The 20,619-nt window shown below is 67.7% G+C and carries 18 protein-coding genes, 1 tRNA gene and 5 pseudogenes; 15 read left to right on the top strand and 9 right to left on the bottom strand.

Going from position 1 to position 20,619, the window contains the following annotated elements; all coding sequences use genetic code 11:
- Positions 1-133: 133 nt before the first annotated feature.
- Positions 134-2,095, bottom strand: coding sequence for a tetratricopeptide repeat protein (locus tag ITX44_RS29050; protein ID WP_205360627.1), 1,962 nt, complete (start codon positions 2,093-2,095; stop codon positions 134-136).
- 360 nt (positions 2,096-2,455) lie between these two features.
- Between ITX44_RS29050 and ITX44_RS42830 the strand changes: the two are divergent.
- A pseudogene (locus ITX44_RS42830) lies at positions 2,456-2,866 on the top strand (DUF6193 family natural product biosynthesis protein); the annotation flags it as partial.
- Here the strand turns inward: ITX44_RS42830 and ITX44_RS42350 are convergent.
- Positions 2,796-4,262: a recombinase family protein gene (locus ITX44_RS42350; RefSeq protein ID WP_265934325.1), complete on the bottom strand. Its 1,467-nt coding sequence runs from the start codon at positions 4,260-4,262 to the stop codon at positions 2,796-2,798. The pseudogene ITX44_RS42830 and the gene ITX44_RS42350 overlap by 71 nt on opposite strands.
- On the bottom strand, positions 4,235-4,798 hold the full coding sequence (locus ITX44_RS43125) for a transposase (protein WP_372441027.1): 564 nt from the start codon (positions 4,796-4,798) through the stop codon (positions 4,235-4,237). The genes ITX44_RS42350 and ITX44_RS43125 overlap by 28 nt, the downstream gene beginning before the upstream one ends.
- Before the next feature lie 354 nt (positions 4,799-5,152).
- Between ITX44_RS43125 and ITX44_RS42340 the strand changes: the two genes are divergently transcribed.
- The 4 genes and pseudogenes from ITX44_RS42340 to ITX44_RS29025 form a co-directional block, all read left to right on the top strand.
- Positions 5,153-5,287 carry a hypothetical protein gene (locus ITX44_RS42340; RefSeq protein WP_265934318.1) on the top strand — a complete coding sequence of 45 codons (135 nt, stop codon included), beginning with the start codon at positions 5,153-5,155 and terminating at the stop codon, positions 5,285-5,287.
- Positions 5,288-5,415: 128 nt separating this feature from the next.
- On the top strand, positions 5,416-5,568 hold the full coding sequence (locus tag ITX44_RS29035; RefSeq protein WP_205360623.1) for a hypothetical protein: 153 nt from the start codon (positions 5,416-5,418) through the stop codon (positions 5,566-5,568).
- Between the two features lie 149 nt (positions 5,569-5,717).
- A complete protein-coding gene (locus ITX44_RS29030) occupies positions 5,718-5,984 on the top strand; it encodes a DUF4190 domain-containing protein (RefSeq protein ID WP_307795538.1) in 267 nt (88 codons plus the stop codon).
- A gap of 54 nt (positions 5,985-6,038) precedes the next feature.
- Positions 6,039-6,230 (top strand): annotated as a pseudogene (locus tag ITX44_RS29025) (CHC2 zinc finger domain-containing protein); the annotation flags it as partial.
- A 364-nt stretch (positions 6,231-6,594) separates the two neighbouring features.
- Here the strand turns inward: ITX44_RS29025 and ITX44_RS42820 are convergent.
- A pseudogene (locus ITX44_RS42820) lies at positions 6,595-8,251 on the bottom strand (reverse transcriptase/maturase family protein); the annotation flags it as partial.
- A gap of 225 nt (positions 8,252-8,476) precedes the next feature.
- Here ITX44_RS42820 and ITX44_RS29015 point away from each other — a divergent pair.
- The 5 genes and pseudogenes from ITX44_RS29015 to ITX44_RS28995 form a co-directional block, all read left to right on the top strand.
- Positions 8,477-8,848 (top strand): annotated as a pseudogene (locus ITX44_RS29015) (adenylyl cyclase); the annotation flags it as partial.
- Between the two features lie 16 nt (positions 8,849-8,864).
- Complete coding sequence (locus ITX44_RS29010) at positions 8,865-9,221, top strand: hypothetical protein (RefSeq protein WP_205360621.1); 357 nt, start codon at positions 8,865-8,867, stop codon at positions 9,219-9,221.
- A 337-nt stretch (positions 9,222-9,558) separates the two neighbouring features.
- Entirely contained in the window at positions 9,559-9,855 is a 297-nt protein-coding gene (locus ITX44_RS29005; RefSeq protein ID WP_205360619.1) for a WXG100 family type VII secretion target, read from the top strand.
- Positions 9,840-11,306, top strand: a complete 1,467-nt coding sequence (locus ITX44_RS29000; protein ID WP_205360617.1) for a WXG100-like domain-containing protein — start codon at positions 9,840-9,842, stop codon at positions 11,304-11,306. The genes ITX44_RS29005 and ITX44_RS29000 overlap by 16 nt, the downstream gene beginning before the upstream one ends.
- A gap of 22 nt (positions 11,307-11,328) precedes the next feature.
- Positions 11,329-11,622 (top strand): immunity protein CdiI family protein, encoded by a 294-nt coding sequence (locus ITX44_RS28995; protein WP_205360615.1) that lies wholly within the window; start codon positions 11,329-11,331, stop codon positions 11,620-11,622.
- A gap of 136 nt (positions 11,623-11,758) precedes the next feature.
- Here the strand turns inward: ITX44_RS28995 and ITX44_RS28990 are convergent.
- The 3 genes and pseudogenes from ITX44_RS28990 to ITX44_RS28975 all read right to left on the bottom strand — a co-directional run bounded on the left by ITX44_RS28990 (position 11,759) and on the right by ITX44_RS28975 (position 14,832).
- Positions 11,759-13,299 (bottom strand): annotated as a pseudogene (locus ITX44_RS28990) (relaxase/mobilization nuclease domain-containing protein).
- Positions 13,299-13,685: a MobC family plasmid mobilization relaxosome protein gene (locus ITX44_RS28980; protein WP_205360609.1), complete on the bottom strand. Its 387-nt coding sequence runs from the start codon at positions 13,683-13,685 to the stop codon at positions 13,299-13,301. Before ITX44_RS28980 ends, ITX44_RS28990 begins: the two are co-directional and overlap by 1 nt.
- An 889-nt stretch (positions 13,686-14,574) precedes the next feature.
- Positions 14,575-14,832 (bottom strand): helix-turn-helix transcriptional regulator, encoded by a 258-nt coding sequence (locus ITX44_RS28975; protein ID WP_205360761.1) that lies wholly within the window; start codon positions 14,830-14,832, stop codon positions 14,575-14,577.
- Between the two features lie 501 nt (positions 14,833-15,333).
- On the opposite strand from ITX44_RS28975, the gene ITX44_RS41605 reads away from it, so the two are divergent.
- The 4 genes from ITX44_RS41605 (at position 15,334) to ITX44_RS28960 (ending at position 18,566) form a co-directional block, all read left to right on the top strand.
- Positions 15,334-15,726: an N-terminal phage integrase SAM-like domain-containing protein gene (locus ITX44_RS41605; protein WP_236061898.1), complete on the top strand. Its 393-nt coding sequence runs from the start codon at positions 15,334-15,336 to the stop codon at positions 15,724-15,726.
- Between the two features lie 266 nt (positions 15,727-15,992).
- A complete protein-coding gene (locus ITX44_RS41600; RefSeq protein ID WP_236061897.1) occupies positions 15,993-16,583 on the top strand; it encodes a tyrosine-type recombinase/integrase in 591 nt (196 codons plus the stop codon).
- 227 nt (positions 16,584-16,810) lie between these two features.
- Positions 16,811-17,599, top strand: a complete 789-nt coding sequence (locus ITX44_RS28965) for a hypothetical protein (RefSeq protein WP_205360607.1) — start codon at positions 16,811-16,813, stop codon at positions 17,597-17,599.
- A 124-nt stretch (positions 17,600-17,723) separates the two neighbouring features.
- Positions 17,724-18,566 (top strand): BRCT domain-containing protein, encoded by an 843-nt coding sequence (locus tag ITX44_RS28960; RefSeq protein WP_236061896.1) that lies wholly within the window; start codon positions 17,724-17,726, stop codon positions 18,564-18,566.
- Positions 18,567-18,568: 2 nt separating this feature from the next.
- Here ITX44_RS28960 and ITX44_RS28955 read toward each other — a convergent pair whose 3' ends face one another.
- A complete protein-coding gene (locus ITX44_RS28955) occupies positions 18,569-18,949 on the bottom strand; it encodes a hypothetical protein (RefSeq protein ID WP_205360605.1) in 381 nt (126 codons plus the stop codon).
- 115 nt (positions 18,950-19,064) lie between these two features.
- Positions 19,065-19,138 (bottom strand) — tRNA-Thr (locus tag ITX44_RS28950).
- A gap of 214 nt (positions 19,139-19,352) precedes the next feature.
- On the opposite strand from ITX44_RS28950, the gene ITX44_RS28945 reads away from it, so the two are divergent.
- Entirely contained in the window at positions 19,353-20,474 is a 1,122-nt protein-coding gene (locus tag ITX44_RS28945) for an ABC transporter ATP-binding protein (protein ID WP_205360602.1), read from the top strand.
- Positions 20,475-20,619: the final 145 nt, after the last annotated feature.

Below are 20,619 nucleotides of genomic sequence, written 5' to 3'. Positions count from 1 at the left end.
TCCCGTCGGCCCGGCCCGCCTCCACCTCCAGGACCCCTCAACCAGCCCAGTCCTCCTCATGAAAACAATCCGCGCCGCCCTGGCCCACCACCTCCACCAAGCAGGCATCCCTACAAGGGGCAGAACGGCCCTCTCAGGACCGTTGGAATTCGCCGGCTTGCTCTTCGAGGAGACGCAGCAAATCCGCGCAGGCAAGGGTGTCGCGATGGCCTTCCCCAAGCGCTCGGCGACGAATGTCGAGAACGGCTCGGCACTCCGTCATTGCGTCGGACAGGTGACCAGTTTGTTGAAGAGCCACCACGAGAGCGAACCGGGAAGCAAGCGTCGCGTGGTGATCCGGGCCCAGTTCCGGGTCTGTGCTCCGGGCTTCGACGTCGGCACGCAGGCGTTCCAACGTCGAGAAAGGGGAGCCGCGCTCCTCGCGCATAGCGTCAAGCGCCTGTCTGCTTTCCACGGTCAGTTCGTGACTGTCCCCGAGAAGCCGGACCCGTATGGCGAGTACTCCCTCACATTCGGCCACCGCAGCATCTGTGTCACCGAGTTCATAACTGAGGAGCGACCGTAGGTGGCGGCTGGCGAGGGTCTGGGGGTGATCGCTGCCAAGCGCCCGGCCCTGCGCATCGACGACCGTTCGGACTTCCTGTCTGGCTTCAAGAAGGTCACCCATGACATGCAGCCAGCGCGCGAAGGTGAACCGTACGGACAGAGTGCGGATGTCAGTGGCGCCGAACTGCTCCGTGTACAGGAAAATTGCTGATTGGAATGCCCGACGCGCAGTGGAAGGGTGGCCGTAAGCGTGTGCTGCGGCAGCGATGCCCTCCGCTTCATCCGCAGTCACCTGGTTGAGGACAGCGGCACAGATGTCTTCCGATACCCAGACCGGCCCATTGTCCCGTGCCCGGTCGTCCTGCTCAGTAGCGTCGACGAGATACGGGAAGACATCTACCGGAGACTCGCCACCGGACGGGACCGAGGGAAACAGTAAGGAGACTGTTCCTTCACGCTGCTCCAGTGCCCATGCCCAGGCATCACCCAGCGGCTCGGGATTCCAACGCGGGCGCTCCCTGAGATAGACAGTGTGGAGGTCCTGAAGCAATCCGCGTGCCAACGGCCGGGTGAGACCGAGACGACGGCAGTCGACAGCCGCTCGCACCAACGACGCTCCGCGTGGGTTCGCACCCCAAGCGTTGCGCCACCGCTCGAACTCCAGTGGGCCCGCCCCGAAGTATTCGGCCAATCCGAACTCACGGGGCGGCCGGAGCGCCGCGGCGATTCGCTCGTCCGAGATCAGCGAGTACGCCCGATCGAGTTCTGCTTGGGAGAGCTGCCAGGGAAGCAGCACCCGCTCACTGCGTAAAAGAAGAAGTTTGATCTCCCTCAACTCCGGCGTTGTGCCCTCCAGGAACGGCTGCAAGTCGTCGCTTCTGATGGTCGCTACGATCGCCCGATACTTTCCACCGTCCACCAAGTGCTGGACATCGTGAAGAGTGAGCCCGCCCGTCTGGAGGTACCGGTCGATCTGGTCCAGCCACAGAACTGCCGACGGCAGCCGCTTGCTGTGTTCTATGGCTGCGCGCAACGACTCCGGCTCTTGGGGCGCGACGAGCAAGTGCTCCGGCAGCGCTTCGCGCATCGCCTCATACGCCGTTCTCGTGGTGCCGGTCAGCCTCTCACCGACGAGAAGGACGAACTTCCCAGCTCGAAGGTGCCGGACCAAGGCCTCGTGGACATCGCGGCGGACGTACGGCGGCGAGGCCGGCTCATCGGGTAACGACCAGGTCGGCCGCACTCCTAGGTAAGTCGGGTCAGTCACCTCATGTACCAAGGGAAGGCGCCCCTCGCCCGGCACCGTCAAGCAGCCCGCCAAGACCGCCCCCCGATGGTTCTCCGCGCGTTGCCACCTGGCCTTCACCGAATCGGCCAGGGGCGAGGTAAGAACTCCAGCAACCGCGGCGATCAAGACTCCCAGGACCAGCAGCCAACGGGCCTTGATTCCCGCGCTCTGCAATGCCACCGGAACAGCCACGACAAACGCCGCCGCACACGCGCCGAGTACCAGCGCAGAGGTCGGCACCTCCCGCCGGAACCACGCCATCCCCAGCCCCCTGCCGACGTGTAGGCCGCCGATGCCCTATCGTCACCGCATCCCCAGTCCAGGGTCAACTATCGTCAGCCCCCAAGACGGGCACGAGGGGCGCCACGCGGTTGCGTGATCCGGGCCCTTCGACGCTTGTCAGCCATCGGGGCGAGCGCGCAGATCAGCACCTCGGCACCGACGAGCCCGAATGACCTGCAGGTCGCGTGAGCCGATTCGATAAGTTGCGCAGGTCAATGGCCCATCCCCTGCCTCAAATCGTCAGATCGTTCCTCCGCACCCGGGCATTCAACCGAACAGTTGAAGTCGGGAGCAACGGGCAGTTGCCTTCCCCGCGCCCAACGACAAGTCGGTGACGCTATGCGCACAGCAGATCGCTGGGATCCCGGCCATGGCACACGAGGGGCTGCCTTTGGCGACACAGGTTCACCCTGCCGTCCTGCACTTCCGGTACTGGCCTCGTTCGTATGCGCCCCGGGGCAAGATGCCGGGGTGACCAGCCCAGAATCAGCGATGAGCGTCGTTGAGGCAGCGTGGCAGGAGTTGCTGACCTCGGACCGGATCAACCACGAATTGGCAGAGGCGGTCCACGCCGAACCTCGGCTCCGCCGGCTCTTCCCTTGGGCGGGCATGTGGGAACTGCACTTCAGCCGGTGCACAGAACACCCACCGACCTGGGACATCCCGTACATCGCGCCGCTCAAGGGCGAGTGCTTCCTCGTTGAGGGTCCCTCCCGGTCGGAGGTCGTCGGACCCGCGCCGACGGTCGAGACAGCCGAGGCCATGGTGGTCGAACGACTGCCTCTGCGGTGCGGACCGGCCTTCCTCGGGAACCGCCACGAACTGGCGGCTTACGAGGCGAACCTCTGACGCCCACGAGTCCCGCGGCGGGTGCGCGGACCATCCAGCTCGGACCGCACACTGGCACGTAAGTGGCACGCCCGTGATCAAGGGACAGGGCCAGGCTCGGGGGATCAAGCCCCTGACCTGGCCCTGATGCGTGAGCCCCCTGGGCGGCTCCGACAGCAACGCCACCCTTGGGGCCCTTCAGCGGGCTGCGGGTGTGCGCCGGCATGGCGGTGGTGATCCTTTCGGCCATGAGGGCCAGGTCGGGAAGGTAGTCCGCGGGCAGGGTGATCGTGAGCGTGAGGTCGTCGCTGTCGGCGTGGAGGCGGACGGTGAGCTGGGTCAGCTCGAACAGCCGCTGGAGAAGCGGCTCGGGCGCGTCGGTGAGGTTCATGGCCACGTACGGCAGTGCGTCCAGCAGGCCGACGGCGTCGGCGCTCGGGCGAGCGGGTTCCTCCGCGTCGGCCGCGTCCAGGCCGGCGATCGCCTCCAGGGCGGCGGTGCGCTGCTGTTCGAGGTCGTTGTACGACTCTCGGAGCCTTCTGGCGAAGGGGTCGTCGGGTGCGGAGTCCTGGGCCTGGCGGATGAGGTTGTCCTGGCGGCGGGTGAGGTCGGCGAGAGTGCGCCGCCAGCGCTCTCGCTCGGCGTCTCGCTGCCGGGCGGCGCGGTCGTCGCTCGTGGCGAGATCCGCGGCGAACAGCTCTCGCCGGTCGGGGCCGAACACGCGGTCGGCGTAGAAGGCGCTCACGGCGTCGAGAATGGCGCTCTCGCCGATGTAGACGGTCTTGGGGTGCTCTGCGTACGCCTGCGGCCGGCCGCGGTTGTTCCCCTTGGGCCAGCACTTGTAGTAGGTGACGCGTTTCCTCTCGGCCCCGGTCATGCGGCGCTGGCAGAAGCACAGGACCCTGCCCCGGAGCAGGTACGTGCGGCGCGTGGCCGGATGGGTGTTGGGGGCATCGCCGTCGCGGGAACCGCGCTTGGCATTGCGGCGGGCCGTCAGTTCGTCGTGCATCCATTTCGGCATGAGCGGCTCGTGGGTCGGCTCCGGCGACCAGACCCACAGGACGGGGTCGTTGTAGGCGCCGCGCTTGGAGCGGGTGCCGCGCCGGTTGAAGACCTGGTATCCGGTGTACTTGGGGTTGCGGAGGATGTCGCACACGGTCGACTTGCTCCACGCGCCTCTGGCCCGCGCCCTGCCACCCGGAGGTTCCGGGAACGGGTAGCGGTCCGGGTCGGCGTTGAGGCGCTCCACGATGGTGTCGTAGCCGAGGTCTTCGTAGTAGCGCCACCGGGCTATCTGGGTGACCGTCTCCCCGCGCAGGCCGTCCGGCTCAAGCCGTGTCTTGGTCGCTCCGCGTTCGGCCTTGACGGGGTTGGGATGCCGGTAGCGCTTGGCCGACCCGTACGGCGGCTTGCCGATGTTCCATCCTTCGCGCACGTGGGTGCACATGCCGCCCTGCGTACTCGGCCACCGACTGGTTGATACGCCGCTGCAGGATCTGCTGGGCGCGACCCCCGTCGAGCTTGATGGGCTCGTGGAGGCGAACAACGGCACTCCGGCTCGCTCCAGTTCCCGTTCGATGGACAGCCCTTCGAACATCCGGCGGGCGGTCCGGGAGACGCTTTCGCAGATGACGACGTCGAACCGCCGGTCGGGTCGTGCCGCCTCGGCGAGGAGGGCACCAGGCCGGTTCGCCTGTGATGGCGGCCGAGACGGCGAGTCATGACCATGGTCATCGACCAGAGGATCATCGCCTCGGATGGCGCGGGCAGCCGCTCGTAGACGCGGGCCAGGCGCCGGGAGCGGGTGAGCCAGACGAAGGTCCGCTCGAGGATCCACCGTTTGGGCAGCACCACGAAGCCCTGCTGGCCGTCGTTGCGGCGGATGATCGTCAGTTTCAGGTTCACGGCGGTCGCGCACCAGCCAAGCAGCAAGCCGGTGTATCCGCCGGTGCTGCGGACCGGGATGCCGCGGCAGAGCGCCGTCTACCCGGAGGACGCGCGGCCGGAGACCTTCCACGTCGCCGCGTACGACGGGCAGGGCGCGGTGCGCGGCTGCGTGACGGTCTTCCCCGACGCCCTGCCCGGCGAGGCCGCCCCCGCCCACCGTTTCCGCGGCATGGCAGCGCCCCCGGGGCCCGCGGCCGGGGCTACGGCGCCGCCGCTCTCGTCGCGGGGCTGCGCGAGGCCGCCGCCCGCGGCGGCGAACTGGTGTGGTGCAACGGCCGCACCTCCGCGACCGGCTTCTACGGGCACTTCGGGTTCACCGCGGTCGGCGAGGAGTTCGTCCTCAGACCGAGCGGCGCGCACTACGTCTTCGTCACCAAGGACCTGCACCCGGCCTGACGGCCGGCCACTCCCGCACGGACCGGGCCGGGCACGAACGAAGAAGACCGCCGGTACGCCCGCGCCCCATGGTGGTTGTGGCGGGCCATGAGGCCCGGCACCACTCGGCGTACCGGAGGTGCACGGCAATGAGTCTGGTGGTCCTCCTGGTGGGCATGGGCGTCCTGATGGGCGCCGCGGCCCACACCTCCCTCCCCGTCTTCATCGCGGCCGCCTCCGCCATCGGACTGTGGCTGGCGGCCTTCGCCGTCCGCGAGACCCTCGGCCGCCGCCGCGGCTGAACCGGCCGTCGCCCACCACGACAGCGCAGGGAAGGGACACCGTGAACACCGCAGCATCGACCGGCGCCGCGGGCCGACCCGCGAGCGACACCGCGGGCCGGCCCGTAACGGAATCCGCGGCCGGGTCCGTATCCACACCCGCCCAGCCCCTGCGTACGCCAGGTACGCCGCGCAACCCCCGGACCCACGACGCCGACGGCATGGCGGTCGCGTCCTTCCTGCTGGGCCTGCCCGGACTGCTCGTGCTGAACCTGGTCCTCGGCCCGACCGCCATCGTGCTGGCCCTGATGGCCCTCGCCCAGGGCACCAGCCGCCGCGGCCGGGCCCTGCTGGGCTTCGCGCTGGGCGTCGCCGACCTGGTCATCATGGTCGCCCTGATCATCGCCGACCACGGCGTCATCTGGTCCTTCGACTGACGTCCCCGACCGTTGTGGCGGCACCGCTGTCGCAGCCGCGCCGTACACTTCCCCGTGGCCGGCAGGATCAGGGACGAAGAGGTGAAAGCGGTACGGGACGCCGTCCCGATCGACACCGTCGTCTCGGAGTACTTCCAGTTCAGACCGGCCGGCGGCGGCAACCTGAAGGGCCTGTGCCCCTTCCACGACGAGAAGTCCCCCTCCTTCCAGGTCGATCCGTCCAAGGGCCTGTACCTGGGATTCGGGTGAAGCCGCAGGCCAGGAAGCTGTGGTGGGGAGGACACCGGAGGGGAACGAGGCGGGGACGCCGTCGGCGGCGAAGCCGGGGTCGGTGGTTCCGGTCTGGCGGGAGGGGCTGTCGGCCGAGGTGCTGGCGCCGGAATATCAGCAGGTCCTGAGCTTGCTGGCTGAACGTCGTGTCACCGGCGGTCAGCCTCGGATGACGCGGGCAGCCGCTCGTAGTCGCGGGCCAGGCGCCGGGAGCGGGTGAGCCAGGCGGTTGGGTCGGCCGCGCGGTGAGGTGCCTGCCGTGCAAGCGGGTCCTGTTCCGCGCGGCCTCCCGCCGAACCGGACATGACGGTTTCCCGGTCATCCGGCTCTCCAGTGACCACTGCGTGAGTGGTCTGGCCGGCCGTTCCGAGTGGATGCGGTCGTGGCAGTTGTCGCAGGCCACGACGGTTTTGCGGCGTCGGTGGAGCATGACGCGCGCCCAGTCGAAAGGCTGCCATCCGGCATGTGCGAGGTCGGCGAGGGCTCGGACATGGTGCACTTGCACGTTGCCTTTGCTTCCGCAGATTTCGCAGGTATCCGCCAGGAGCCTCGTGATGAGTTCCTTTTGCGGATAGTCCACCCTCACTGGCTCGCGGTCGGCGATCTGTGCTGTCCGCTGCCGTTGGAGAGGAATTCCACCGAACCGTGCCACCAGTGGTTTCCTGTTCTTCCGTTCGATGCGGGCCTCGAAACAGACTCGGGGCCCGTTGGGGGTGTCGATTCGGGCCTTGTGCTTGGCGGCCATCTTCGGCACCGACGAACGGTGCTTGGCCGCAAGAGTCTTGAGCATGGATGTCTCCATGACCCATTGCAGCCGGTGCAGCCGGAAGACGTCTCCGGCAAGCAGGTAGTACTGGGCTATGCGCCGGTAAACGGCACCGAACGTTGCAACGATCGCGTGATCACTGCTGTTGATCAGAGCCTTTCTCTTCGCGGGTTTTCCGCGCATGAGTGATCAGGGTCTTGTCCTGGGACAGTTCCAGCCTGAGTTCATCACGCAGGAACTGGGACAGGCGCAGCTTGATCTGCTCGGCCTCGGATTTTGGTCCGGCAAAACCCAGGAGATGATCGTCCGCGTAGCGGATGTAGCGCAGCCTTCGATATCCCGGATCATTCGGATCCGAGCTCGGCAGGCGACCTTCTGCTGACGCAGCATGCGGGCCTGGGCCCGGTCGCCGCGCCGGCGGGCTTTCGCCAGCAGATTCTGCATCTCCAGATAGGCCGGATTGCGGGCCCGGCGATCTCCTCGGGTGTACTCCGGGATCAGAACCGTCTCGACGAACTCGTCCAGCCTGTGCAGGTAGATGTTGGACAGGATCGGGGAGGCCACGCCGCCTTGCGGTGCTCCGGAGAGCGTGGCGCCCCACTTCCAGTCCTCCAGGTATCCGGCGCCCAGCATGTTGCGCACCAGCCGCAGAAACCGCTGGTCATGGATCTTCTCACCGAGAATCGACAGCAGAACCTGGTGGTCCAGGCTGCCGAAGCAATCGGCGATGTCTCCTTCGATGAACCACGCCGTTCCGGTCCAGGTCTGGTCCACCTCCCGCAGCGCGGTATGGCAGCCGCGGCGGGGACGGAATCCATGCGGGCGATCGGAGAACGTCGGCTCGTAATACGCCTCCGCTAACAGGCGGACCACTTCACCAACGAGCTTGTCCGACCAGGTCGGCAGCCCCAGCGGGCGCATCTTCCCGTTCTTGTTCGGGATATGGACACGTCGCACCGGACGGAACCGATAACGCGTGGTGCATCGCCTCGACGATCCGGGCGATCTTCCGCTGGGACATGCCCTCCACGGTCTCCGACGTGACCCCGGGCGTCATCGCGCCATGGTTGGCGTAGATACGTCCGTAGGCCAGCAGATACAACTGCGGGTTGAACAATTGCCGATACGGTTCATCGCACGGCAGGTTGCGCCTGCCGCGTTCACGCAGGACACCCAGCACCGTTGCGGCGCTCTGCGTTTCGCATACCTCCCGAGTCTCGGGTGTCCGAATCGCCTGGCCCCCTTCGCCCTGCGGACGGCTTTCCCGTCCTCCCTGGCCGGGCGTTAATCCGGCGACTACTACGGGGCCTCCGTCGCCATAGGACTCGCGTCCCGTAGGCGATCCCACGTTCGTCTCTGTCTGTACGTTCTAGTGCGAGGTAGGCGTCCCACTCATCTCCTTGAATGCCCTCGCTGGGCATCGCTCCGCATTCCGGAAGTTGCTCCGGCCACACCATACGAAGTCACCACCGAGATCGAAACCGAGGTCGGCGACCTCAATGCCATGGCCGAGATCCTCACCAACCTCGGCCTGCGCGAAGTGCGCTACCAGGAGAACTTCCGCGAGGAATGGCAGCTCGGCGACCTCGCCTTCGACTTCGACACCTGGCCCGACCTGCCCACCTTCCTGGAGATCGAAGGTCTCGACGAGCAGTCCGTCCGCCAGGCCGCCGCCGATCTCGGCCTGGACTACGCCGAAGCCCGGTTCGACAGCGTCGACGTCATCTACAAGAGCGAGGCCGGCCGCGACATCCTCGCCGAACCCACCCTCCTGTTCGCCGACACCGCCCAGGAGCAGCCCCTCCAGGCTTCCGCACCTGGACAGTAAGGGCCGAGGCCGAACCGTGCTGACAGAGGTCTCTCTCCAGCACCGCGTAATCCCAGGCATCGCCGCGTTCGCCCGCGGCGGCCTGCCCGAACCCGCGACCACGGACGACGGCAACGAGTGGACCGACGGCTACTGCTGGCTGTTCTGCGGCCGGCAGTGGACCCGCGTCCTGTGGATCGGCCCCGCCAGCGTCGCCGGAGCCCAGGCACCGATGTTCGCCTGTGAGCCCTACATCCGGGAACTGCAGGGACGGATCTGGCAGGCCATCCTGCTGAAGGACGAGCCCGTGGCATCCACTCCGCCGCCCGGCCTTCCCCGATCCGTGGAACCAAGCAAGCCGAGCCGGCGAGCACGACGCCGACGCTGGAGTTAGCGTTCCTGAGCGCCCCTCATGGAAACCCGGAGCGCTTGCCTTGTCTCCGCGTGGGAGGTGCGCACCGCGATGCAGCATCAGCAATCCGCAGAGAGTGACCGCGCGGGCTCCGCCGGCCTGCGCCCCTGGCGGAAATGGTAAGAGGAGCCCAGTCCTGGTAGGTGGTCGGCTCAGGCTCCGCTCATAGGGGCGGATGGGCGGGATGGATGCAGCCGGTGCGCCTCTCGTAGGCCACCTCGAGGGAGCATGTTCAGGGGCCTGGCGCGATCCGTACGTAATCTTCAACGGAAAGTAACAACGCTCGCTAGGCTTGCCCGGCGACGAATGTGGGGGGCAGATGCCTGGACGACTGACCGTGCACCTTCCGCACTTGGCTCAGGCCGCCGCCGACCTCGACACCTTGGCCGCTGAGCTGGAGAAGCATCTGGCCGAGGTCGACCGCGGAGTGCGCCGAGTTGCAGAGACCTGGGAGGGAGAAGCGCAGAAGGCGTTCCACGAACGCTACCGGCAGTGGCACTCGGCCTCGACCGACCTGCACCGCGCCCTGCGCACGCTGCAGGGGATCGTGGACACCGCTCACGGCAATTACTCAGCCGCCCGTGCCGCCAACTTACGCATGTGGGGCGGCGCATGAGTCGGCCAGCCGATGACGGCGGAAGCAGCACACTCGACGTATATCCGGACGACCTGCACAACGTCGGACTGCAGTTCGCGGGCGGCCAGGACCGTATCGACACCATAGCCAGCACGCTGAACAGCGCTCTGCAGAATGCCGGCGGAATGGCGGGGGACGACGAGTACGGGCGCAACTTTGGCGCCAAGTACGATCCTGCGGCAAAGGCCCTGTTCGCGGCCCTGTCCGCAGCCGTACGCGCGATCGGCCAAGCAGCGACCGGGCTGGTGACTACGGCCAACAACTACCTTCTGGCCGACTACCACTCCAACGCTCACGCCTCGCGCTCCGGCGGCCCGGAACAGTATCCGCTACCACCGGTCTTCACCGACATCATGTACCCCGACCCGAACTCCGCGATCGGGGCAGGCCACAGTTCCGTCCCCCACGTCATCGCGAAGTACTGGCCCAACGGCCACCAGGACACGCTCCGCGCTGCCGCGAGCGCCTACCGCACGGCCTCCGGCGACATCTCCACTCTCGGCACCAACCTGCACCTGCAAGTGCTGTCGATCACGGACGCAACATCCGACGATTCCGTCAAGGCGATGGCCGCCTTCTGGGGCAAGATCTGGCAGGACGGCGACACTGGTGGCAAGGCACCGCTTTCCACAGCGAAGCACGCCTGCGATCAGCTCGCCAAGGCATGCGACTCCTTCGCCGAAGCCATCGACCACGCCCACAGCTCCACAGAAGACAAGCTCGCCGGGGCGGGTATCGCCATCGGATTAACCACCGCTGTCGGCGTCCTGCTCACCGTCTTCACCTTTGGCGGGTCGGACGCCGCTGCCGGTGGACTGGACGCGGCCGAGGCCGCCGCCATCCTCGGCGACGTCGAGGTCACCCTTGACTCCACCGTCGCCACGATCAGCGCGGACACCATCGCGGACGTCGAAGCCTCCCTGTCCACCGCCGCCGAGAGTGTCCCGGACATTGAAGTCGTGGACGCGGAGACCACCCAGGTCAGCCAGGAACTCGACCGCGAACTCGCCGAAACCGAAGCCCGCGAGCCCGGTGCCACCCGCGCCCCGGAGGAGGGCGCGGGGCCTTCAGACGGGCCGGCCAGGGACGCGCTGGTCAAGGAGTTGCAGGACAACGGCGTGAAGTGCGACCCGTCCAAGATCGTGCGAATCGAGCGTGGCGCGGACGGGAAGATACGCTTCCTGGAGCGGGGAAACGGCCGAGCCGGCCTGCAGCACATCGTCGAGCGGCACGCGGAGGACTTCGCGAACAAGGGAGTCCCCGAGGGAGACATCCCCGATGTTGTCATGCGCGCCGTGACCGAAGGAAAGCAGGTCGGAATGCAGGGAACCCGGCCGATATACGAGACGACCTACCAGGGACAACCGCTGAAGATCGCCGTCACCGTCGGCGACAACGGCTTCATCGTCGGCGCCAACCCCGCCTCCTGAACCGGAAAGGAACCCCCAGACCGTGCCGAAGCTGCGGCTCTCCCCGGAGATCCAGTGTCACCCCACCTGGCTGGAGAAAGACGGCGCCGTCGAGAACGTGGCCCCCGAGAAGCTGCCCGTCTCCCCGGAGCTGGCCGCCGCCCTCAACGAGTGGCGCGACCGCTGGGACGCCACGTACGACATGGATGACCCCATGAACTCCGGGTTCTCCTCCGACGCCGAAGAGCAGAAGTTCCGCCAGGACGGCGAGAGCCTCGCCGCACGGCTCGAGTCCGAACTCGGCCCGGACTGGGTGGTTCAGCTACGCCTCAGCTGACGTGAGGTGCCCATGCACCTCGCACCGACAGGGGTACCGACGCTCCGGCGGCCTCGTCGATCTCGGCGAGGCCCGGGGTCGAAGCCGAGGTCGGCGGTAGCAAAAGACTCCGGCTTCAGCTTCCGTGGAAGCCCATCTATCGGTGCCTTCGTGTGCTCTGTTCCGACTGACCGTTCGGCGGCCTAATCGTCATGTCATTGGGCCCGGCGCGTGAAGTCCCGATCTTGGTGCGGGCCTGGGCGGCCTGGGTTCGGTGATTGGGGACGAGGGTGATGCGCCAGGTGAGGACTTCGGCGGGTGAGTGGGCGGTGTCCAGTTCGCGTTGGGCGGTCTGGGGGCGTGGGGTGCGTTGGGTGAGGTCGGCCAGGACGGGGGCGGCGGCTTGGCGGTAGCCAGCCTGGAGGTGGGTAAGAGTCTGCTGGGCGGCTGCTGCTTGCTGCTGGTAGCCGCGCTGTTCGTACCAGCGAGCCGCGGCAACAGCGAGGTGGACGATGGTGGCGATCACCGCGACTGGGAGGCCGCCCGCGTCGTGGGATGCGTAGATGAGGTCTTTGGCGGCTTCGCGTAGTGCGGTGGCCTTGTGGTGGTCGGCCCGGATGGCGGAGCGGCGGGCGCGGTTGAAAGCGGTGGCGGCGGCGCGCAGCTCGGCCCGGTAGGCAGGTGGCGCGTTGAGGGCGGTGTTGTGCAGGAGGGTGCTGTAAGCGGCAAGGTGGGCCTGGGCTGCGGCGTCGTCTCCGCTGTCGAGGATGTTCGCGGTCTCGCGCAGGGCCGTCTCGGCCTGCCGCCACACCTCTTGCGGGCGCGGCGGGGTCCGCCTGGCCGGGGTCTGGTCTGCGTGGGCGAGGGTCTCGCGGATGCGGTTGAGGGACAGGTCAGGGGCGAGTTTGGAGCCGCCGAAGTAGACAGGCTCGCCTTCGGTGTTGGTGTCGCCGGGGGCGGCGAGGCTATAGCCGGTGACCTCGGCGGTCTCGGGGCCGACGCGCTTGTGGACCTTGATACCGAGGCTGCCGAGGACGTCGAAGAACTGCTCCTCGGTGCGGACTGCCGCCAGCACGGCGTACGCCTGCTCGCGTAGCCACTGCCGGCTGGTCACCGCCCTTCCCATACGGGTGGCCTTGGCCTGCTCTGCGCTGGTGGGAGTCTTGGGCGCGGTCATGTCCCCGGACTTGAGCTGCCGCAGCCCGTACTCCTTCTCGATCTCCCGGCAGGCCTTCTGCGCCCGCCACCCGTCACGTTGGTACGGGCACGGCGGCCGTCGGCACGTACCGACACCGTGGCGATGTGGATGTGGTCGTCCGCATGGCGTACGGCGATCCACCGGCAGGCCAGATCGTCTCCCTCGGGGGCGATGCCGGTGGCCGCGACGATCCGGCGGCCGACCTCCGCCCACTCGGCGTCGGTCAGGTAGCGGTCCCCGGGCGCGGTGCGCACCGGGCAGTGCCACACATGCTTGGCCGGCATGGCCCCGGTCTCCCTGGCCCGCAGGCGCGCGTGCAGGTCCAGACGGTCGGCGAGCTGGGTGATGGTGGCATTCGGGTCGCGGCCGGGATCGGGGGCGCCGGCAAGGTCCCAGGCGGCAACGATGTGCGGGGCGGTGTGCTCGTCACGGCGGCCCTTGCCGAACAGGTAGTACAACAGACCGGCGGTATGGGAGCCGGTGGAGACGTCAGGGACCATCAGCCCACGTCCAGGCTGTCGGCGAAGCCGTCGAGGAGGACGAAGACGTCCTCCACTGCCGTGTCGACCCGGGCGAGAATGCGGTCGGCGTGCTCGGGGATCGTGCCGGTGTTGACCGCGCGGGCGACCTGGTTGAGGTTGTTGCCCACGCGCCGCAGCTGTGCGATCAGCCTCTCCAGCCGTTCCACCAGCGGGCGGAACGGATCGTCGTCGGGGCTGGTCACGCTGGTACGGCCCAACGCGATGGCGTAGGCGGCGTCCCCGACGAAGCCCGCGAAGTACTTCCGGTAGTCATCGGCGGCCTTGTCGATGACCCGAATGGCGGTCGGGCTGAAACGGATACTCTTGACCTCGGTCCGGCTCTCGCTCGTGCGCTTGCGGTACATCCGCGTCAGCAGCGGCGGCTCCTCCGAACCCCGCCACGGCGGTTGCTCCTCGGCGGGCTCGAAGCCGGGGGCTGTCTGGCAGCCGCATGCCGGGCACGGCGGATGCGCCGGCGGTGCGGACGACGGGTGCCCTGCCGGGTGGAGGTCGCGCTCGGCCTCCACCTCCTGCTCCGGCGCCCCCAGGCGCCGGGCCTCCCCCGCCCCCGATGGGGCGGGGACAAGCGCGGACGAAACCCGAAAGGAGTTTCGACCGCTCCAGCTTGCTCCCACTCGGGCCACCTCCGAGGTGGTGCCGGAGACCGTGTTGTCCCTGGCCCCAGTGCCAGGGCCGTGATCAGGCCGGGGCGCCAGTGGCGGCCGAGCGTTGGGGAGTTCGTCGGTGTGGCGGGTCATGGTGGTACTCGATTCGGTGGAGGGCGTCGTCAGTACCGGCGGGGTCGCAGGCAAGGCGGCGCCAGGGCAAGAACTGAGCGGGCGGAACGGAAAGGCGAACGGCAGCGTGTTCAGAGACTGAATAGGTGAGGAGCCGCTCTCGGAGAACGACCCGGCCGGTGGTCACGGGGAGAGCGAGCCCGGTGTTCTGGTGACAGAACGGGATGTCTGCCGGTTGGCGGGCAGCGGCGTGTTGTGTGCGGTGGCTGGTCGGTTGCGTGCTGACCGGAAGGGCGGACCGGCCTGGGGCCCGGTCCGCCGGTAGCCTGCGGTGATTTCCGCCCTCGGGGTCTTGGGGCGTATCGTTCATGTTGAACTCCTCCCGGTGAGGCAGTGGGCTGGCAGGCCCGCCCCACCGTCGTGATCGATGAACAGTCGCTTGGGGTGTTCACGAGGCCCTCGGTGTTCCAGCACCGGGGGTCGTTTCGTTCTCTGTGGCTGGTCGCGGCTGGGGTGGTCAAGCCGCCAGGTCGATGACCTGCCGGTCTACCCACGCCTCCACCTCCGTCCAGCGGTAGCGCAGGTGACGGCCCAGCTTGTGGACCTTCGGCCCGATCCCCCGGTGCCGCCACTGGTACAACGTGGCCACCGGCAACCCCAAGTACTGCGACACCTCCGCCGGAGTCGCCAGCGGCCGACGCTCCGCCTCGACGGCGTCGTTCTTCGTCTTCGGCGCTCTTCTTTCTTCCTCTCTCCTGGCCGGGGGCGCGGACAACACAACCACGTGTCACCCGCGCCATCCAGCCACATTCTGGTGACGATTCACGGATGCCCCAAATGAGCTGCGGCCGGGATCTCGAAAACGGTAGGTGCCGATCGGCGGTCGACCAAGTAATTCGGGGGTTTGGCTCCAGGAACCTGCGAACCACATCGGGCAAGAGGGATCAAATGCTGCACATTGCGGCGTCTCCGAACACGGCCACCAGCCTTCCGACTCCCTGCCCCTGAAGGCCCTTCACCAGGAGAGACCCGGGCCGCGGGTCCGGGCGCGGGAACATACCACGGGGTTCGCCGCGATGGCGCATCCTTATCAATAAGACGGAGCGTCAGGTTTAGACCCCTTGGTTCGGGCTCACTTATCACGGAAAGACGGGCAGACCAAACCACTCCCCAGACCGCAGAATGCCGTGTACATTCACCGAGCCCATGAACCGAATGCAAGGGAGCAGCACAGCTTGTTCATAGCGAAACCCGCACACCCCCAGGCAGGTGCCTGATGGCACGCGTCTGGATCGAGGACCGCGCCGGCCACACCGCCTACACCCAAGCCGTCGCCAAGGCCAAGCAAGCTGGGCGCACACTGCCCGGCCGCTATCGGGTGCGCTGGTACGGCCCCGACGGCATGCCGAAGATGAAGACGGTTGTCCGGAAGGTCGATGCCGAAGCGGAGCGGACCCGGATCGAGGCCCGCCTGGCCGATGGCTCGTACCGCGACCCGGCGGCCGCGCGCGTGAAGTTCGCCGAGGTCGCCGAGTCCTGGCTGACCGCTCAGGTGCACCTCAAGCGGTCAACCCGCAACCGCTACCGCGGCGTGCTCGACATCCACGTTCTTCCCCGGTGGGGTACCACTCCCCTGGACCGCATACGCTACGACGATGTCGCGGCCTGACTCGCCGACCTCCTGTCCGGCGAGGCCGTCGGGGGCCGCGAGCTCAGTCCCCGCAGCGTCCGCAAGGCGTACGTCGTCCTCAGCCGTGTCCTGGGCTTCGCGGTCAGGGCACACCGCCTGGCGGCCAACCCGGCCGCCGGCGTTCCCCTGTCCAAGGTCACCCCGGCCGACCACGTCTACCTTGACGAGCTCCAGGTCGAGGCGCTCGCCGAAGCGGCAGGCGGCTACGGGATGTTCATTCGACTGCTCGCCTACACGGGCCTGCGTTGGGGCGAGGCGTCACCCTCAAAGTCGGCCGGATCGACCTTGACGCGAGGCGGGCGTACATCGTGGAGGCGTACGCCGACGACAACGGCAAGCTCTACCTGGACTCCCCCAAGGACCACGAGCGCCGCTCCGTCCCGCTGCCGCAGTTCCTCGTAGCCGATCTCGCGGGGCACATCGCCGAACGGGAGCCGGATGAGCTGCTGTTCACGGCCCCGCAGGGCGGTCCCCTGCGTATCCGCAACTTCCGCCAGCGCTTCTTCGACCCGGCTGTGAAGGCAGCGGGCCTGGATCACCTCAAGCTGACCCCGCACAAACTGCGGCACACCGCCGCCTCGCTCGCCATCGCCAGCGGCGCGGACGTCAACGTCGTCCAGACCATGCTCGGCCACAAGTCCGCCACCCTCACCCTCGATGTCTACGGCCACCTCTTCCCGGACCGCCTCGACGAGGTCTTGGAGAAGATGCACAAGCGCCGCGCCAAGCTCATCGCCAAGGCGAAGGCCAAGGCGGTGAAGGCGGAGCGAAAGGCCAAGAAGGCGGCTGAGGAACTGGCTGCGCTGGCGGGACAGGAGGACCAAGCGAGCGCCTGAGAGGGCCCCGATGACGAGCGCCGCTCACTGTCAGCGGCGCTCGTCACCTTCCCTAGCGACCTTGATCGTGACCACCGCACCCACAGAGCGGAGGCCAAGGGGCGTCCCTGGGCGCTCCTTTCATGATGGCGGCGCGAGCTACTGCGACGGTCTGCGTCGGCCGCAGCAGATGCCGCATTTCTGGACTTTCGCTCAGCCAGATGAGTCCCGCTGGCATGATGCCGGGCGTGGGGAGACAGGACAGCGACGAGGCATACGTCCTCGGCTTGTGCGATGAGGTACTGGCCGAGCGGGGAAAGCGGCAGCACCGGTTCGACTGGCTGCTCGGTGACCCGAGTCAGTCAGGGCGACAGGTGAAGCTGCCGGTCGATTCGTACTGGCCGCGATACGGGCTCGTGGTGGAGTACCGGGAGGTCCAGCATGACCGGCCCGTGGCATTCTTCGACAAACCGGACCGGCTGACCATCAGCGGTGTGCACCGTGGCGAGCAACGCGTCCTCTACGACGAGCGCCGCGACATCCTGATACCGCGCAAAGGCCTCGACCTCGTCGTCATCCGCCCCGCCGACCTGGCCGCCGACGACAGAGGCCGCTTGTACCGCAACCGCGAAGCAGACCTGACGGCCGTGCGCGGGCTCCTCGCAGCAGCGCGCCCCCGCATCACATCGGACGAGGACCGCGTGGTCGACGCCTTCCGCCGATGGCTGCGCTCGGAAGGCTGGACCCCGATCTCGCCCACCGACGACCACACCGATATCGAGGCAGTACGAGACGGCAACCGGCTCGTCGGCGAGGCGAAGGGCCGGACCCAAGAGCCGGGGACGGACGTCGACATCGCCTACGGCCAACTCCTCCGCAGGATGACCGCCAGTTCGCCAGATACGCGTTACGCCGTCGTCGTTCCGACGCCTGCCGTCTGGCACGCTCAGCGAGTGCCGGCGGCCGTCCGCCGCGCCCTTCGGATCGAGGTGTACGAGGTCACCGACCAAGGAGAGGTTCAGTCGGTGGCCGACTAGCGAGGGAGCCCAGCGAGATGCGCCCGGCGGTGCTGACACCGTGTGCCTGCACCTCTCGCAAGGCTCCGTCCAACCGTCCCGCCATTTCCTTTGATGCGACGTCTTCGATACCGAGGAGGGTGTGATGCACGGCGAGCAATGTGACGGGTGGGTTCACACTCTTCGCGGTCAGTTGATCTGTTACACCGGCAAGGTCTGGATCGACGGTCTCAAGACCACTCGCGAAGAGTGCGCTGAACGTGCAAGGCGGTACGGAGCTGGCTGGAAGAACGACTTCTCGCGCAAGATCACGCTTGTCGTCCACGGCGATCTCGCCAGTCAGGCAGTGACCGATGCTCGTCGGCAGTACAGCGGGACGCTCGTTCGAGCGGCATGGGAACGGGATCGCGGCTTTCACGTATGCGTTGTGGACGCTGAAGGCTTCACCGACCTCTTGGCCGGCCATTCGGCTCGTTGCCGTGAATTGCTACGCCTCAGGGGAGAAGCCAAGGAGAAGGTCATGGTCCTGTCCCAACCTGGGGACGGAGTACTCGGAGGACCTCTGCGGCGTCACGCATCAGGTCGGCACGATCCCGCAGAGCTCATCCTGGATCTCAACCTCCTTGATGAAGGTACAGAAGCCCACGAGTCGACCTTGACCGCCCTCGTCAGCCACCTGGCTGACCAAGGCATAGAGGTCCGAGGCCACGCCCGTAAGGCTCCGCGCTTCGACGCCGGCTGGACGCGAGGCGACGATGTGTTCGTGGCGGAAGTCAAGAGCCTCAGCCCGGCCAATGAAGTGCAGCAGATACGCCTGGGCATTGGCCAAGTGCTCGACTATGCAGATCAGGTGCAGCACCAAGAGGCACTGCATCGGGTGCGACCGACCCTTGTCCTGGAGCGGCAGCCTACGGATCCACGGTGGCGTCGTCTCGCCGACTCCCACGGCATATTGCTGACTTGGGGCCCGAACTTCGAGGGTTGCTGATCCTAGCGAACGGGGTTGTCCCGCCGAGACGTGGGCACCTCTTGGCGCCCGGACTTCCGTCCCCAGACACCGTCCATATTCCGGACACCTTGCTGCAGAATCAGATCGCGCACCGCTTCCGGCGGCTCCCGGTCATCCACCACGAAGACCCGCCCGTCGATCTCCCGCGTCACCATCTTCCACCCCAGACGCCGGCCCACCGCCCGCGCTGCCCGCCGGATCTCCTCAGCCGAGCCGCCCAGATCCTCCACCATCTCCACGCTCAGCAGGACCTGGCCGCCGTACCCCTCAAACTCCGGCCGCAGCGAGCCCGCCATCAGCTCCTCAACCCGGCACGCCAGCTTCCCGTAGCGGCGCCTCGCCAGCTCGTCCTCGGCAGCCATCCCAGCCGCCTCCCCCACCGCACTCGTCCCGCGCGATGTGTGCCAAATGTGTGCCGGGCGCTCCCGCTCAGGAAGCCGCAGCCCACGCCACGGCCCCTGACCTGGGAAAACGAAGAGCCCCCTGTCGGGTTCGAACCGACGACCCCCGCTTTACAAGAGCGGTGCTCTGGCCAGCTGAGCTAAGGAGGCGTAGGTGCAGTGTAGCGGGCGGGTGGGGGGAGGGGTGGGGGGAAATTGGGGGTCAGGGGCTGGTGACAAGGGGCGTTTGGGCAGGTAGCGTCACCGGCAGTGCTGCTCGGCGTGGACTGGACCACTGGGGACGGGACGCGGAAGGACCGGGGCGGCACCTACCTTTACTCGGATCGTCCGGCACGTTCCTGCCGGTGAAGGGACCCGTGAGGTCATGGCAACTGTCACGTTCGACAAGGCGACCCGGATCTACCCGGGTGGCGACAAGCCCGCCGTCGACTCGCTCGAGATCGAGGTCGGGGACGGCGAGTTCCTCGTCCTCGTCGGCCCGTCCGGCTGCGGCAAGTCCACCTCGCTCCGCATGCTCGCGGGGCTGGAGGACGTCAACTCCGGAGCCATCCGGATCGGTGAGCGGGACGTCACGCACCTGCCCCCCAAGGACCGGGACATCGCCATGGTGTTCCAGAACTACGCGCTCTACCCGCACATGACGGTCGCCGACAACATGGGCTTCGCGCTCAAGATCGCCGGCGTCAACAAGGCCGAGATCCGCAAGCGGGTTGAGGAAGCCGCCAAGATCCTGGACCTCACCGAGTACCTGAGCCGCAAGCCCAAGGCGCTCTCCGGTGGTCAGCGCCAGCGTGTCGCGATGGGCCGGGCCATCGTCCGCGAGCCCCAGGTCTTCCTCATGGACGAGCCGCTGTCCAACCTGGACGCCAAGCTCCGTGTCCAGACCCGTACCCAGATCGCGAGCCTGCAGCGCCGCCTCGGGGTCACCACGGTGTACGTGACCCACGACCAGGTCGAGGCCATGACCATGGGCGACCGCGTCGCGGTCCTCAAGGACGGCATCCTCCAGCAGGTCGACAGCCCGCGGAACATGTACGACCGCCCCGCCAACCTCTTCGTCGCCGGCTTCATCGGCTCCCCCGCCATGAACCTGGTCGAGGTCCCGATCCACGACGGCGGCGTGAAGTTCGGCAACGCCGTGGTCAGCGTGGCCCGCGAGGCCGTCCAGGCCGCCGCGGACAAGGGCGACCGCACGGTCACCGTCGGCGTGCGCCCCGAGCACTTCGACATCGCCAACGGCGACACCAGCAACGCCCTGTCCAAGGACGCCCCGGCCGGCCTCGCCGTCACCGTCAACGTCGTCGAGGAGCTCGGCGCCGACGGCTACGTCTACGGCACCGCCAAGGTCGGCGACGAGTCCAAGGACCTGGTCATCCGGGTCGGCGGCCGCCAGATCCCGGAGAAGGGCTCCGTCCTGCACGTGGTCCCGCGCGCGGGCGAGACCCACGTCTTCTCCACCTCCACCGGCGAGCGCCTGAGCGACTGACCCCGGGGCGGCTGATCTCGGGCGGCTGGTCTCGGGGGGCGACCCCGAGCAGTCGGCACGAAAATCCGGCACGAAAACGGTGGGCGGGTACGTTTCGGACGTACCCGCCCACCGTTTTGCCGTAACCGCCCGCCCCATCCCCCAT

This window comes from Actinacidiphila acididurans (assembly GCF_016918855.1).
Classification (GTDB): Bacteria; Actinomycetota; Actinomycetes; order Streptomycetales; family Streptomycetaceae; genus Actinacidiphila; species Actinacidiphila acididurans.
This window is presented reverse-complemented; position numbering and strand designations above follow the sequence as displayed.

Excerpts from the sequence above, each read along its gene's own strand:
- ITX44_RS28945 (WP_205360602.1), top strand. The coding sequence starts at position 19,353 with ATGGCAACTGTCACGTTCGACAAGGCGACCCGGATCTACCCGGGTGGC.
- ITX44_RS28960 (WP_236061896.1), top strand. The coding sequence starts at position 17,724 with ATGCACGGCGAGCAATGTGACGGGTGGGTTCACACTCTTCGCGGTCAG.
- ITX44_RS29050 (WP_205360627.1), bottom strand. The coding sequence starts at position 2,095 with ATGGCGTGGTTCCGGCGGGAGGTGCCGACCTCTGCGCTGGTACTCGGC.
- ITX44_RS41605 (WP_236061898.1), top strand. The coding sequence starts at position 15,334 with ATGGCACGCGTCTGGATCGAGGACCGCGCCGGCCACACCGCCTACACC.
- ITX44_RS29035 (WP_205360623.1), top strand. The coding sequence starts at position 5,416 with ATGAGTCTGGTGGTCCTCCTGGTGGGCATGGGCGTCCTGATGGGCGCC.
- ITX44_RS29005 (WP_205360619.1), top strand. The coding sequence starts at position 9,559 with ATGCCTGGACGACTGACCGTGCACCTTCCGCACTTGGCTCAGGCCGCC.
- ITX44_RS28955 (WP_205360605.1), bottom strand. The coding sequence starts at position 18,949 with ATGGCTGCCGAGGACGAGCTGGCGAGGCGCCGCTACGGGAAGCTGGCG.
- ITX44_RS28980 (WP_205360609.1), bottom strand. The coding sequence starts at position 13,685 with ATGTACCGCAAGCGCACGAGCGAGAGCCGGACCGAGGTCAAGAGTATC.